The sequence below is a fragment of the Rhizobium leguminosarum bv. trifolii WSM2297 genome, from assembly GCF_000271845.1.
In genome coordinates, this window is sequence record NZ_JH719395.1 from 2,753,189 (window position 1) to 2,766,107 (window position 12,919).

Here is a 12,919-nt window from a genome sequence, read left to right on the forward strand (position 1 = left end):
CATGGGCTTCCCGCTCCTCAGCTTCATCATATTCACACCCGTCGCCGGGGCCGCGGTTCTGATGTTCCTGCGCGGTGACGATGCAGCGCGGTGGACTGCGCTCTCTTTCACCGTCCTCGACCTTGCTCTCTGCATCGCCATGCTGGTCGGCTTCGACACCACGACCCATGCCATGCAGTTCAGCGAGACGCGCCCGTGGGTGCCCGTGCTCGGGATCAATTATGCGCTTGGCATCGACGGAATCAGCGCGCTCTTCGTGTTCCTGACCGCACTGTTGGGGTCGATCTGCGTGCTCGCCTCCTGGGTCGCGATCGACCGCAAGGTGAAGGAATTCATGATCTGCCTGCTCTCCATGCAGGCGCTGATGCTCGGGGTCTTCTGTGCACTCGATCTGTTCCTCTTCTACGTCTTTTGGGAGGCGATGCTGATCCCGATGTACCTCATCATCGGCGTCTGGGGCGGCGAGGGTCGGGTCTATGCGGCGATCAAGTTTTTCCTCTACACGCTGGCGGGCAGCCTCCTGTTCCTGATCGGTGTCATCGTGCTCTATTTCTACGGTGGCAGGACCTTCGATATCCTCGCATTGACAGAGCAGGACTTGCCGTTCCGGATACAGTCCTGGCTGTTCTTCGCCTTCCTGATCGCTTTTGCGGTCAAGGTGCCGATGGTGCCGCTCCATACCTGGCTGCCGGACGCCCATGTGCAGGCGCCGACGGCGGGCAGCATTATCCTCGCCGGCGTGCTCCTGAAGATGGGCGCCTACGGATTCCTGCGGTTCTCGCTGCCGATGCTGCCGGAGGCATCGATGTATTATTCGACGCTGATGCTGGCGCTTTCGGCGCTTGCGATCGTCTATGGCGGGTTGCTCGCGCTGGCGCAGGACGATCTGAAGAAACTGGTGGCCTATTCCAGCATCAGCCATATGGGCTTCGTGACACTGGGGATTTTTGCGCTGAACCTCCGCGGGCTCGAGGGCGGTATCCTGCAGATGTTCAATCACGGCGTGACGACAGGCGCCCTATTCCTGCTCGTCGGGCTGATTTACGAGCGGACCCACACCCGCAGCATCGCCGACTATGGCGGGTTGATGAAGGCGGCGCCGGTTTACACCACGTTTCTGGCACTGTTTACCCTGTCGTCGATGGCGCTGCCGGGGACGAATTCGTTCGTCGGCGAGTTGCTGGTGCTGTCAGGCGGGTTTGCGGCCAACTTGGTCGCCGGCTCGGCCGCGGTTTTGGGCGCATTGCTGGGGGCTGCCTATCTGCTTGGCATGTACGGAAAAGTCGCGCTCGGCTCGGCCAGCGTCGGTGGCGGGTTGGCGATACGCGACGTGAACGCCCGTGAGATGGCTGCGATCCTGCCGCTGGCCGTCTTCGTACTCTGGGTTGGGCTCTATCCAAAACCCTTTCTCAACATCATCGACGCCTCGGTGAAGCATCTGCTGACGCACGTGCAAAGTAGGGGGAGCGGCCCATGACCGCCGCCACGCTTTTCCAGTCGGCCCTAGCGAGCCTGCCCGAGATCGCGGTGATCACCGGCGCCTGCATCCTGCTGATCCTGGGACAGTTTGTACGGAAGGGACAGGAACATTTCCTTGTCTGGGCGTCGGTCACGGTCGTGTTGATTGCCGCCTTGGCGACACTCATGCTGGCGAGCGAGGTGCGGCCGGCCTACACCGGCATGTTCATCACCGATCGCTTCGCGGTCTTCTTCAAGTTCGTTTTCTACTTAGCCACCGTTCTAACATTCCTCCTTTCGCGAAAATATGCCGATATCGAAGGGATCGGGAACAGCGAATACTATGTCCTGCTGCTCTTCGCGCTTTCGGGCATGATGATCATGGCCTCGGCGACCGATCTCTTGTCGATCTATGTGGGCCTCGAACTGATGGTGATTTGCACCTACGTGCTGACCGGTTTCCTGCGGCACGAGCGGCGGTCGAACGAAGCCGCGCTGAAATACGTAATCCTTGGCGCGGTCTCGACCGGGATTTTCCTTTACGGCGTATCGCTGATCTACGGGCTCACCGGCACAACGCAATTGGACGGGATGGCTACAGCCGTGACCGGCGATCCGCTCGATCCCGGATTGCTGCTGGCGGTGGTCTTCATCGTCGCGGGGCTGGTCTTCAAGGTCGGCGCGGTTCCCTTCCATATGTGGCTGCCGGACGTCTATGAAGGCGCGCCGACGACGATCACCGCCTTCATGTCGGTGGGCCCTAAGGCGGCGGGGTTCGCTGTGATCCTGCGGGTATTCCTCAACCCTCTGGTCGCAGCCTCGGACGTCTGGATCATCGTCGCCGTCATTGCGGTGGTCACGATGGCGCTCGGCAGTTTCGTGGCACTGGTCCAGGATAATTTCAAGCGTCTCCTGGCCTATTCCAGCATCGCCCACGCCGGCTTCGCCATTTTCGGCGTGGCCGCCGGCGGTGCCGATGGGATCGCCAGCGTGATGCTCTATCTGCTGATCTACGCCTTCATGAATCTCGGCATTTTCGGCACCGTCATCATGATGCGGAACGGCGATTTCTCGGGCGAGGTCATCGAAGACTATGCGGGTTTCGCCAAGTCACATCCAGGGCTGGCACTTCTGATGCTGCTCTATCTCTTCTCGCTGGCCGGCATTCCGCCGACCGCCGGGTTCTTCGCCAAGTTTTACGTGCTCGTCGCCCTCGTCGAGCGCGGTTTCGTCATGCTGGCGGTAATCGCAGTGCTGCTCAGCGCCGTCGCCGCCTATTTCTACATCCGCATCGTCATGGTGATCTACATGCGCGAGCCAAAGGGGGCGTTCACCCCGGCGCTGACACCCCTTGTGGGCGCAACACTTGCCGTCACCGCCGCCGGCACCATCGGCATCGGCCTATTTCCGTCGTGGTTTCTGAAGCTTGCTCAAGATTCGGTCTTTGGCGGGTGAGCGATTGGATTTGCAATGATCGCACCGACGGAATAGACTTGAAGCTAGAGGAAGGATTGCCCAAGTCGCGCCGCGGCGTGACCGATTTACCGGTTCGGAAAGAGGTCGGTGGGCAACCGGTGCAGTGATATGACTGCAATGGAATTCTTGCCGGTTCTTTTCATGGTCGCCGGAGTCGTTCTGGTGGTAGGGGTGACGTTGTTCGTTTCCTCGCTGCTGCGCCCATCCAATCCCTATCCCGCCAAGAACATGCCCTATGAATGCGGCATGGACGCAGCGGGCGAGGCGGCGGCGGGCCGCTTCAGGGTGCCGTTCTTTATCCTCGCGATCCTGCTGGTCGTTTTCGATGTCGAAGCGATGTTCCTCTTTCCCTGGGCCGTCGTCCTGAAAGAGATCGGGCTGGTCGGCTATATCGAGATGTTCATCTTCATATTGCTGCTTCTCGTGGGCTTCGCCTACGCTTGGCTGAAAGGAGCGCTGGAATGGGAGGCGTAAACAACGCGATCCGCGACAGCGTGCTGTTCACCACGGCCGACAGCATCATCAGTTGGAGCCGGAGATCGGCGCTGTGGCCGGAGACTTTTGGCATTGCCTGCTGCGCCATCGAGATGATCTCGGCCGGTTGCGCCCGCTACGATCTCGACCGGTTCGGCGTGGTCTTCCGCCCTTCGCCGAGACAATCCGACGTCATGATCATCGCTGGCACCGTGACCCGGAAATTCGCGCCCGTCGTGCGGCGGCTCTATGACCAGATGCCGGAACCGCGCTGGGTGATCGCCATGGGCACCTGCGCTATTTCGGGCGGGGTCTACAACACCTATGCCGTGGTGCAGGGATCCGAAACCTTCGTGCCCGTCGATGTGCATGTGCCTGGCTGTCCGCCCCGGCCCGAGGCGCTGATGCACGGTTTCCTGCTGCTTCAAGAAAAGATCAAGAGGTCCCGGGCGCTCGCCGGTACACCTCTGGATCGGGTTATAGCGTCATGAGTGCGGGGCCCTCCCTCAATCGCGCTCCGATCATGGAGCGCTTCGGAGAAACAATCGAGGACCTCGGCACAGCGCACGGTATCGACGCCTTTGCCGTTCCGCCCGAGAGGATCGTCGAGTTCTGCCGGTTCCTGAAAGAGCATCCGGCGCTGCAATTCAATTTCCTCTCGGACATTTGCGGGGTCGATCATTTTCCCGAAACGCCGCGGTTTGAGGCGGTCTACCATCTTTATTCGCTGCCCAATAGGTGGCGGGTCCGCATCAAGTGCCAGCTCGGCGATCCTCCTGAAGTGCCTTCGGTCACGGGAGTCTGGCGCACCGCCAACTGGCATGAGCGTGAGGCCTGGGACATGTATGGCATCCGGTTCGAGGGACATCCCGATCTGCGCCGGATCTACATGTGGGAAGGCTTCGAAGGCTTCCCCCAGCGCAAGGATTTCCCCCTCAGGGGCTATAAGGACAAGTTGAACCCATTCGGTGCCGAGGGTCCGCCGCCAACGCAGCCCGACCTTGCCACCAGGGACATTCCGTAAGGGAGGCCGTTCTACGCCGGAACGTTGAGATGACTGAAGTCACCGAGCTCAGCAGGCCTCAGGGTGAAGCACTCAATACCAGGGAAGTGCTTCTCAACCTCGGTCCGCAGCACCCCAGCACCCATGGGGTTCTTCGGCTCGTCCTCGAACTGGACGGCGAGTTCGTCGAGCGCGTCGATCCACACATCGGCTACCTCCATCGCGGCACCGAAAAACTGGCGGAGAGCTTCACCTACACCCAGATTTTTCCGCTCACCGACCGGCTCGACTATCTCTGTCCGCCCTCGAACAACCTCGCCTTCGCGCTGGCGGTGGAGAAACTCCTCGGCATAGAAGCACCGATCCGCGCGCAATATATCCGCGTGATGATGGCCGAACTGGCGCGCATCTCCGGCCATGTCCTGATCACCGGCGCGCTGCCGATGGACCTCGGCGCCATGACGGCCTTGCTTTACGCCATGCGGGAGCGCGAAATGATCATGGACCTCCTGGAAATGATCAGCGGTGCGCGCATGCACACGTCCTTCTGCAGGGTTGGCGGAGTGCGCGAGGATCTGCCTGACGGTTTCCTTCCCAAGATCAGGGAGTTCTGCGACATCTTCCCGAACCGGATCCGCGACTATGAGCGGTTGCTCGAAAACAACCGGGTGTTCCTGAAGCGCACGCAGGGGATCGGCGTGATCGCCGCCGAGGACGCCATCGATCTTGGCCTGAGCGGTCCGAACCTGCGCGCTTCGGGCGTCGACTGGGACATCCGTCGCGACGAGCCCTATGAGATCTACGACCGGATCGCGTTCAACGTCATTACCCGCGATGAGGGCGATTGCTATGCACGCTGGCGATGCCGCGTGGATGAGATGCGCGAAAGCATAGGGATCATCGAGCAATGCCTCGACCAGATGCCAGAGGGGCCGTTCCAGATCGACATGCCAACAATCGCGTTCCCGGTGGACAAGGACAAGGTGCATTGCTCGATGGAAGCACTGATCCAGCATTTCGACCTGTCGGCCTATGGCTTCAAGGTGCCGAAGGGCGAGGTCTATTCGGCGATCGAGGCACCAAAGGGCGAGCTTGGCTTCTATATCATCAGCGACGGGTCGCCAAAACCGTTCCGCATGAAGGTGCGGGCACCCTCGTTCGTCAACCTTCAGGGGCTGTTCGGGGTGACCAACGCCCGCTATCTGGCCGACATGATCGCCGTGCTTGGCAGTCTCGATCCAGTGATGGCGGAGGTGGACAAGTAGCAGGGATTTGAATGCAATGACCATGCGCGAAAGGATAAAAGAGGCAGCGGCGCGGTATCCAGACCAGCGCTCTGCGATCATGCCCGCGCTTCTGATCGCGCAGAGGGAGCATGGCCATCTGCCTCGTCAGGTGCTCCAAGAGGTCGCCGACATTCTCGGAGTCGAACGGATCTGGGTCTACGAGCTGGCGACCTTTTATACCCTCTACCATACCGAGCCGGTGGGCATGTTCCACCTGCAGCTCTGTGACAATGTTTCCTGCATGCTATGCGGAGCCGAGGACCTGCTGAAGCATCTGGAAACGACGCTGGCGATCAGCAAGGGCGACACCACGCCGGACGGGCTGTTCACGCTTTCCTCCGTCGAGTGCCTCGGTGCCTGCGAGATGGCTCCGGTGATGCAGGTCGGCGACGATTATCATGGCGCCCTTGATGTCGCGCGGATCGATGCACTTTTGGACAACCTGCGGGCTACGACGGAACGGGGCGCGAGCATCGAGCCCTCTGCGCGACCGCGGGGAGAGTAGCGCCATGTTCGAGCCGGTTCTCCTCAAGAATGTCGCCGTGCCGGACAGTCACCTGCTCTCGACCTACGAGGCTGGCGGCGGCTACCAGGCACTGGCGAAGGCGCTGCGCGAATACACGCCTGGCGAGGTTATCGACCTCGTCAAACAGTCGAACCTGCGCGGTCGCGGCGGTGCCGGATTCCCGACGGGCATGAAATGGAGTTTCGTGCCGAAGCAGGTCGACAAGCCGAAATATCTTTGCTGCAACGCCGATGAGGGCGAGCCAGGCACCTTCAAGGACCGGATCATCATGGAGCGCGATCCGCATCAACTCATCGAAGGGCTGGCGGTAAGCGCCTATGCGATTGGGGCCAAAACCGCCTATGTCTACATTCGCGGAGAATATGTGACGGCGATCCGTCGCCTGGAGCAGGCGATCGCCGAGGCACACGAAAAGGGTTATCTGGGAACGGGCATTCTCGGCTCGAATTTCGATTTCGCCGTCCACATCCACTGCGGCGCCGGCGCCTATATCTGCGGCGAGGAGACTGCGATGCTCGAGTCGCTCGAGGGCAAGCGGGCGCAGCCGCGATTGAAGCCGCCGTTTCCGGCCGTGGCCGGGCTCTACGCCAGCCCGACTGTGATCAACAATGTCGAGACGCTGGCCTGTGTGCCGCATATCGTGGCGCGGGGCGCGGACTGGTTCCGCGGCATCGGCCCGGACAAGAGCCCCGGCCCGAAGCTCTACTGCCTCAGCGGGCAGGTGCGCAAACCCGGCCTCTACGAGTTGCCGATGGGTATACCACTGCGCGAGCTGGTCGAGGAACATGCCGGCGGGGCCTTACCGGGACGCAAGATCAAGGCGGTGATCCCGGGCGGCGTCTCAGCGCCGGTCATCCCTGAGCACGGGCTGGACGTGATGATGGATTTTGACTCGCTGGCTGCCGCCGGCTCGATGCTCGGTTCGGCTGGCGTTATCGTGATCGACGATAGCACCTGCATGGTCAAGGTCGCCACCAGGATCATCGAGTTCTTCCACCATGAGTCCTGCGGCAAGTGCACGCCCTGCCGGGAAGGATTGAACTGGGTCGTGAAGGTCCTGCGCCGGGTTGAAGGCGGGGATGGCGCACCCGGCGATCTGGAGCAGCTGGAGATGCTCTGCAAGGGCATTTTCGGCAATACGTTTTGTGCCTTGGGTGACGGTGCAGCGATGGGATTGCGGGCAGCACTCGCGCATTTCCGAGATGAATTCGTCGCGCATGTCGAGGAGCGGAGGTGCCCGTTTCACTGAAGTGAGTGTGCTGGATCTGGGTTGTGAGGAGACCATGCTTAAAGTCACGATCGATGGACAAACGCTGGAAGTTGAGGCTGGCTCGACGGTGTTGCAGTCCGCCCTGCGTTTGGGCATCGATATCCCGACCTTCTGCTATATGAAGCGCCTGCCGGCGCTGGCCTCCTGCCGCATGTGTCTGGTGGAGATCGAGGGCTTGCGCCGGCTGCAGCCGTCCTGCGCTACTGCGGTCACCGATGGCATGGTCGTGCGGACGAATACGCCTCTGATCGAGGAAACGCGCTCTTCCATGCTCGACATGCTGCTCGCCAACCACCCCCTCGACTGCCCGATCTGCGACAAGGGCGGCGAATGCGAACTTCAGGACATGGTAATGGCCTACGGGCCCCGCGAAAGCCAATTCCGCGATGACAAACGTGTGTTCCACTCCGAGGACATTCGTCTGAGCCCGGTCATCATCATGAACGTCAACCGCTGCATCCAGTGCCAGCGCTGTGTCCGGATGTGTGAGGAGGTCGTCGGCGCGGTGGCGCTGGGCACCGTCGAAAAAGGCATGGATACTGCCGTCACCGGCTTCGAGGGCAGTCTGGCGAGTTGCGACCAGTGCGGCAATTGCGTCGAGGTCTGCCCGGTCGGCGCGCTGATGAGCTTCCCCTACCGCTACAAGGCGCGCCCCTGGGATCTGGTAGAGACCGATACGGTCTGCCCGCATTGTGGCACCGGTTGCCAGCTGACGGTGGGCACGCGCAAGGGCGAGTTCATGCGGGTGCGCTCGAAGTGGGACGAAGGTGTCAACCACGAAACTCTCTGCGTGCGAGGACGCTTCGGCCTCGATTTCGTTACAAGCCGGGACCGGATCAAGCAGCCGATGATCCGTCGGGATGGCGCCCTGGTTCCGGTTTCCTGGGACGAAGCCGGGGACTATCTGCGCCGGCGACTCTTGGCCGTCGAGAGCAAGGATGCCGGCGGGCTGGCCTCGCCTCGCCTGCCCAACGAGGTGCTTTATCAGTTCCAGAAGCTGCTGCGAACAGTATTCCGGACCAACAACATTGATTGTTCGTCACGCTGGGCCGCGCCCTTCGATACGCTCGGCCCGCTATTGGGAGCTTTCTACAGCCGCACACCGCTCGACGACGTAATCGGCAACAACTGCGTGCTCGTCGTCGGCGGCAATGTGACCGAGGAGAATCCCGTCACCGAATACCTGCTGCGAGACGCCGCGCGGCGGCGGCAGGCCGGATTGCTGATGCTGTCGGCGCGGCCATCGCGTCTAGACGCCGATGCCAGGGTGGTGGTTCGCGTGCCGCCGGGCGGAGAAGAGGCGAGCCTTGCGGCGGTGGTAACCGCGCTCATGGCGGCAGCCGGTCAGACCTTGCCGGGCGACGCATTTGCGGACTTCGGTGCGATGATCGGCAGACCAGCAGCGGGCACCGGCAGCGACGGGCCGGATCGTCTGGCCACCGCGCTCAAGGAATGCCGTAGCGTCACCGTGCTTGTCAGCGTCGATCTCCTGAGATCACCCGAAGCGCGCGCGACGCTACAGCAGCTCAGCAACCTGCTGCACGTTTTGCGCCTGCTCGGCAAGGGCCCGGCTATGCAGTTTCTGTTCGATCGTGCCAACCAGATGGGCGCCTGGGACATGGGGGTCCTGCCGGCGGCTCTGCCGGGGTTGCGGGCGGTCGCCGATGACGCGGCGCGCGCAGTTCTTGCACGAAACTGGGGCGCCGAAATCCCGTCTGAACCCGGAGCGGATCTCGACGCCATGCTGGAGCTCTGCGTCGGCGGGCGGATGGGCGCGCTCTACATCGTCGGAACCGACCCCCTGGTCGCCTATCCCGACCGGGACTTTGTGACGCGGGCGCTTGGCGCCGCCGATCTCCTGATCGTGCAGGACGCGTTCCTCACGGATACGGCGGGTATGGCCGAGGTCGTCTTGCCCGCGGCGGGCTACGGCGAGGAATCCGGAACGTTCACCAACAACGAGGGCCGGATCCAGAATGTTCGCAAATTCCGTGAGCCCGTTTTCGAGGCGCGAGGCAATCTGGCGATTGTCGACTTCGTCGCCGCGCTACGAAACCAGGCGCTGCGGCCTTCGACACAAGGCGAAATTTTCGACGAAATTACCCGGGTGGTTCCGGCCTATCAGGGGTTGACGCAGGATGGGCTTGGCGCCGACGGCGCATTCACCAAGGCGGTGCCGACATTCTCGGCTGACGTGTTCCTTGCGCCGCCGCCCGTTCCAAGAGCAGCCGACCGGCTCATGCTGATCACCGGCGACTGCCTGTTCCACAACGGATATCTCTCCGAACGGTCGGACATCCTGAACACGGTCGCCAACGATCCCTATGTCGCGATGAGCGCTCAGGATACGGCGGAGCTTGGCCTTTCGGATGGCGATCAGGTAATCGTGCGTTCCGGCCACGGCGAACTGACGGTGCAGCTCAAGGTCGACAGGCGGTTTCCCAAGGGCCTCGTCTTCGTTCCGGAAAACTACAGAGCCTTGCGTCTCAACAGCCTGCTGCGGCGGGGCGAATATCCATGCGCGGTGGAAGTCCAGAAGGCGCATGCCACTCTTGAGGTCAACCGCCCAAGCCGGATCTGGCGTGGGGTCTGAAGAGTTGGGGTCGGGGCACAAGGCTCCGCGGCAAGCTGCCCGCCCCAGCGTCTTTACATCGAGCTGGCGACGTCAGTGATACCTGGTCCCGCAGATGTAATCCTGCAGATCCTGCTCGGTACGCTGCGCTTCGTCGAGCCTGTGCTTAACCACATCTCCGATGCTGACCACGCCGACAACGTTGCCTCCATCCGTGACCAACACATGGCGCGTACGCCGTTGGGTCATGATCCCCATCGCGACGGGCAGCAAATCTTGTGTCGAACACGTCGCCACATTGCGGTTCATGATGTCCGCGACCCGCATCGCCGCCGCCTCGGCCCCGTATTCCGCCACCGCATTGCAGCAATCCCGCTCCGACAGGCTACCGAGGTATTTGTTGTTCGATCGGCTCACGACGACGAAGCCGATATTGTTGTCTCGAAACAACCTCAGTACCTCCACCATCGTCTGATCGGGAGCGACCGCGATGACACCGACACCCTTGTTCTTCATGATTTCACCGACAAACATCTGAGCCTCCTCTTCGAGCGCTTCGGTTTGATGGATGGCGCGCGTTCATGTTCGCCGAATATTCCGCCACCAGTTGTAGCCCTGCGTCTCTTTCGTCTCGACAAGTACGTCCTTCTTCGTATTCAGGCGCGCGGCAACCACGCCGCCGCCGGTTGCCGCCTTGCCCGGCTTGCCGAGCAGATCGTCGCGCCCGATCACCAGGTCAGCGGAGGAAAAACTCGAAAATTCGTATTGTTGCCCAAGTGCGATTGCATCCGCCGGGCAGGCGTCCTCGCACAACCCGCAGAACAGGCAGCGAGCTGTGTCGATTTCAAATTTCGCCGGGTGTCGGTTGCCCTTCTCGTCCTCATACGGGACGACTTCAATGCACTCACAGGGACAGATCCGCGCGCAGAGTTCGCAAGCCACGCACTTGATCTCGCCCTCTTCATCACGCGTCAGGAAGTGATGCCCGCGATAGCGCGAGTAGGGCAGCCATTTTTCCTTGTCCGGATACTGCATGGTTACGGTTCTGGAGAACAGGTAACCGAAGGTCAGAGCCAACGCATTCGCCAGATCGGCGAAGAACGCCCAGCCGATCCATGTTCCAACTCTGTTCTGCGCGCGCGACATCGCCGCCTCGCTACGGAGCCGCTATGGCCCCTAAAAGTACACCGGTTATAATTATGTTCGCCATCGCCAGAGGAAGCAAGACTTTCCATCCGATCGCCATCAATTGGTCGTAGCGGTAGCGGGGGAAAGTGAAGCGGAACCAGATAAACACATAGACGAAGAATGCGACCTTGAGCACAAACCAGAGGAGTGGTGGCAAGGGGATTAGGACACCGTTCCAGCCGCCGAAAAACAGGATCACTACCAGGACCGACACCAGCAACACGATGGCATATTCGCTGACCATGAAAAACGCAAAGCGGATACCGCTGTATTCGGTATGGAACCCGGCCCCTAGATCGCCTTCCGCTTCCGCCAGGTCGAAGGGAATGCGCTGCGCTTCGGCCAATCCGGCGACGAAGAACACGAAGAACCCGACCGGTTGGTAGACGATGTTCCAGACATCGGCCTGCGCCCGCACGATCTCGAGAAGGCTCATGGATTGCGCCAGCATGACCACGCCGATGACCGCGAACCCCATCGGGATTTCGTAGCTGATCATCTGCGCGCAGGTTCTGAGGCTGCCCAAGACAGCGTATTTGCTGTTGGAGGCCCAGCCGCCGAAGATGACGCCATAAACCTCGATCCCTATCACCGAGAAAACGAAAAGGATGGCCACATTCATGTTGGAGACGTAGAGCGTGAACTCGTGGCCGATGACCGAGACAGTGTCGCCGAAGGGGATCGCGACGAACACCACAAAGGGCGGGGCGAGCGCCAGGATTGGCGCCAGTTTGAACAGGAACCGGTCGGCGTCGGCCGGGATGTGATCCTCTTTGGTCAGGAGCTTGATTCCGTCCGCCACAGGCTGCAAAAGCCCGTGCCATCCCACGCGCATCGGCCCCATCCGCTGCTGCATATGCCCGGCGATCTTGCGTTCCAGCCAGGTTAGCGGCAAGGGTAGCAACAGCAGGATCGCAATCAGGAACGCGACCTTCAAGACGATCAGGCCAAGGGCGACGATAAGTTCCATGATCCCGGCTACTTATTCATCGGGTTGAAGCGCGCGACCGGACTTTTGGCTCCGGCTATACAATGAACACTGCGCACACTTTTCAGACTACATGGTACAACGGCGACGCACCTCATACAATGCCGTCGCAGTTATGTCGTCGCTGGCTATGATGTGTCCGGGCTCAAGACGTTTTGAGACGGGTGGTTCGCTGCGCAAGATGAAAGCTTCGCTTTTTCGCCAGTTGCACTGCGCCATCTTGCGTATCAAAAACCGCCGAGGCTCTCATCGCTGCCGGATGAAAGTTCCGTGGCAGGCCAGACTGAAGGCAGTTGAAGAACTCTCAGTGCTTGTCTGTTTGCCGACGCCCAAATACACAAAAGCCCGCACGAGGCGGGCTTTTGTGTATTTGGTTGCGGGGGCAGGATTTGCCCCGTTCGGGTCTTAAAACAGTCCACTGGACTGTTTTATCGGGCTTTGCCCGACCGACCGCTCACCCTTCAGGTTATGGTCCGCAGGACGACGAGCTACCATCGCCAGCGAAGATGAAGTCTTCGCGCCAGCGATAATGGGTCTTGCTGTTCCGGGAGATAAAGGAATTTGGTTGCGGGGGCAGGATTTGAACCTGCGGCCTTCAGGTTATGAGCCTGACGAGCTACCGGGCTGCTCCACCCCGCGATATTATTTTACAGCAGAAAGGGCCGCTTGCGCGACCCT

The 12,919-nt window shown here is 61.0% G+C and carries 12 protein-coding genes and 1 tRNA gene; 9 read left to right on the plus strand and 4 right to left on the minus strand.

Annotated features, from left to right (window positions below; genetic code table 11):
- Position 1: 1 nt before the first annotated feature.
- From RLEG4DRAFT_RS28640 to nuoG, 9 genes are all read left to right on the plus strand, one after another.
- Positions 2–1,477 carry an NADH-quinone oxidoreductase subunit M gene (locus RLEG4DRAFT_RS28640; protein ID WP_003582016.1) on the plus strand — a complete coding sequence of 492 codons (1,476 nt, stop codon included), beginning with the start codon at positions 2–4 and terminating at the stop codon, positions 1,475–1,477.
- Positions 1,474–2,913: an NADH-quinone oxidoreductase subunit N gene (locus RLEG4DRAFT_RS28645; RefSeq protein WP_003582018.1), complete on the plus strand. Its 1,440-nt coding sequence runs from the start codon at positions 1,474–1,476 to the stop codon at positions 2,911–2,913. The genes RLEG4DRAFT_RS28640 and RLEG4DRAFT_RS28645 overlap by 4 nt, the downstream gene beginning before the upstream one ends.
- Before the next feature lie 129 nt (positions 2,914–3,042).
- Positions 3,043–3,408, plus strand: a complete 366-nt coding sequence (locus RLEG4DRAFT_RS28650; RefSeq protein ID WP_037094319.1) for an NADH-quinone oxidoreductase subunit A — start codon at positions 3,043–3,045, stop codon at positions 3,406–3,408.
- Positions 3,396–3,899 (plus strand): NuoB/complex I 20 kDa subunit family protein, encoded by a 504-nt coding sequence (locus tag RLEG4DRAFT_RS28655; protein ID WP_003582024.1) that lies wholly within the window; start codon positions 3,396–3,398, stop codon positions 3,897–3,899. The genes RLEG4DRAFT_RS28650 and RLEG4DRAFT_RS28655 overlap by 13 nt, the downstream gene beginning before the upstream one ends.
- Positions 3,896–4,432 carry an NADH-quinone oxidoreductase subunit C gene (locus RLEG4DRAFT_RS28660; RefSeq protein WP_003582026.1) on the plus strand — a complete coding sequence of 179 codons (537 nt, stop codon included), beginning with the start codon at positions 3,896–3,898 and terminating at the stop codon, positions 4,430–4,432. The genes RLEG4DRAFT_RS28655 and RLEG4DRAFT_RS28660 overlap by 4 nt, the downstream gene beginning before the upstream one ends.
- Positions 4,433–4,461: 29 nt before the next feature.
- A complete protein-coding gene (gene nuoD / locus RLEG4DRAFT_RS28665; protein WP_003582028.1) occupies positions 4,462–5,676 on the plus strand; it encodes an NADH dehydrogenase (quinone) subunit D in 1,215 nt (404 codons plus the stop codon).
- A gap of 16 nt (positions 5,677–5,692) precedes the next feature.
- Positions 5,693–6,202, plus strand: coding sequence for an NADH-quinone oxidoreductase subunit NuoE (gene nuoE, locus RLEG4DRAFT_RS28670; RefSeq protein ID WP_003582029.1), 510 nt, complete (start codon positions 5,693–5,695; stop codon positions 6,200–6,202).
- A 4-nt stretch (positions 6,203–6,206) separates the two neighbouring features.
- Positions 6,207–7,472, plus strand: coding sequence for an NADH-quinone oxidoreductase subunit NuoF (gene nuoF, locus RLEG4DRAFT_RS28675; protein ID WP_003582031.1), 1,266 nt, complete (start codon positions 6,207–6,209; stop codon positions 7,470–7,472).
- A gap of 34 nt (positions 7,473–7,506) precedes the next feature.
- A complete protein-coding gene (gene nuoG / locus RLEG4DRAFT_RS28680; RefSeq protein ID WP_003582032.1) occupies positions 7,507–10,086 on the plus strand; it encodes an NADH-quinone oxidoreductase subunit NuoG in 2,580 nt (859 codons plus the stop codon).
- Between the two features lie 72 nt (positions 10,087–10,158).
- Here the strand turns inward: nuoG and RLEG4DRAFT_RS28685 are convergent, their stop codons facing one another.
- From RLEG4DRAFT_RS28685 to RLEG4DRAFT_RS28700, 4 genes are all read right to left on the minus strand, one after another.
- Positions 10,159–10,599 (minus strand): CBS domain-containing protein, encoded by a 441-nt coding sequence (locus RLEG4DRAFT_RS28685; protein ID WP_003582033.1) that lies wholly within the window; start codon positions 10,597–10,599, stop codon positions 10,159–10,161.
- A 45-nt stretch (positions 10,600–10,644) separates the two neighbouring features.
- On the minus strand, positions 10,645–11,211 hold the full coding sequence (locus RLEG4DRAFT_RS28690; protein ID WP_003582034.1) for an NADH-quinone oxidoreductase subunit I: 567 nt from the start codon (positions 11,209–11,211) through the stop codon (positions 10,645–10,647).
- 10 nt (positions 11,212–11,221) lie between these two features.
- Entirely contained in the window at positions 11,222–12,223 is a 1,002-nt protein-coding gene (nuoH, locus tag RLEG4DRAFT_RS28695; protein WP_003582035.1) for an NADH-quinone oxidoreductase subunit NuoH, read from the minus strand.
- Positions 12,224–12,803: 580 nt separating this feature from the next.
- Positions 12,804–12,880: transfer RNA gene (locus RLEG4DRAFT_RS28700), tRNA-Met, on the minus strand.
- Between the last annotated feature and the right edge of the window lie 39 nt (positions 12,881–12,919).

What these genes read in the sequence shown, in the direction of transcription:
- RLEG4DRAFT_RS28685 (WP_003582033.1), bottom strand. Translation starts at nt 10,599, where the DNA reads ATGTTTGTCGGTGAAATCATGAAGAACAAGGGTGTCGGTGTCATCGCG.
- nuoG (WP_003582032.1), top strand. Translation starts at nt 7,507, where the DNA reads ATGCTTAAAGTCACGATCGATGGACAAACGCTGGAAGTTGAGGCTGGC.
- RLEG4DRAFT_RS28640 (WP_003582016.1), top strand. Translation starts at nt 2, where the DNA reads ATGGGCTTCCCGCTCCTCAGCTTCATCATATTCACACCCGTCGCCGGG.
- nuoD (WP_003582028.1), top strand. Translation starts at nt 4,462, where the DNA reads ATGACTGAAGTCACCGAGCTCAGCAGGCCTCAGGGTGAAGCACTCAAT.
- RLEG4DRAFT_RS28650 (WP_037094319.1), top strand. Translation starts at nt 3,043, where the DNA reads ATGACTGCAATGGAATTCTTGCCGGTTCTTTTCATGGTCGCCGGAGTC.
- RLEG4DRAFT_RS28660 (WP_003582026.1), top strand. Translation starts at nt 3,896, where the DNA reads ATGAGTGCGGGGCCCTCCCTCAATCGCGCTCCGATCATGGAGCGCTTC.
- nuoE (WP_003582029.1), top strand. Translation starts at nt 5,693, where the DNA reads ATGACCATGCGCGAAAGGATAAAAGAGGCAGCGGCGCGGTATCCAGAC.
- RLEG4DRAFT_RS28645 (WP_003582018.1), top strand. Translation starts at nt 1,474, where the DNA reads ATGACCGCCGCCACGCTTTTCCAGTCGGCCCTAGCGAGCCTGCCCGAG.
- nuoF (WP_003582031.1), top strand. Translation starts at nt 6,207, where the DNA reads ATGTTCGAGCCGGTTCTCCTCAAGAATGTCGCCGTGCCGGACAGTCAC.
- RLEG4DRAFT_RS28655 (WP_003582024.1), top strand. Translation starts at nt 3,396, where the DNA reads ATGGGAGGCGTAAACAACGCGATCCGCGACAGCGTGCTGTTCACCACG.
- RLEG4DRAFT_RS28690 (WP_003582034.1), bottom strand. Translation starts at nt 11,211, where the DNA reads ATGTCGCGCGCGCAGAACAGAGTTGGAACATGGATCGGCTGGGCGTTC.
- nuoH (WP_003582035.1), bottom strand. Translation starts at nt 12,223, where the DNA reads ATGGAACTTATCGTCGCCCTTGGCCTGATCGTCTTGAAGGTCGCGTTC.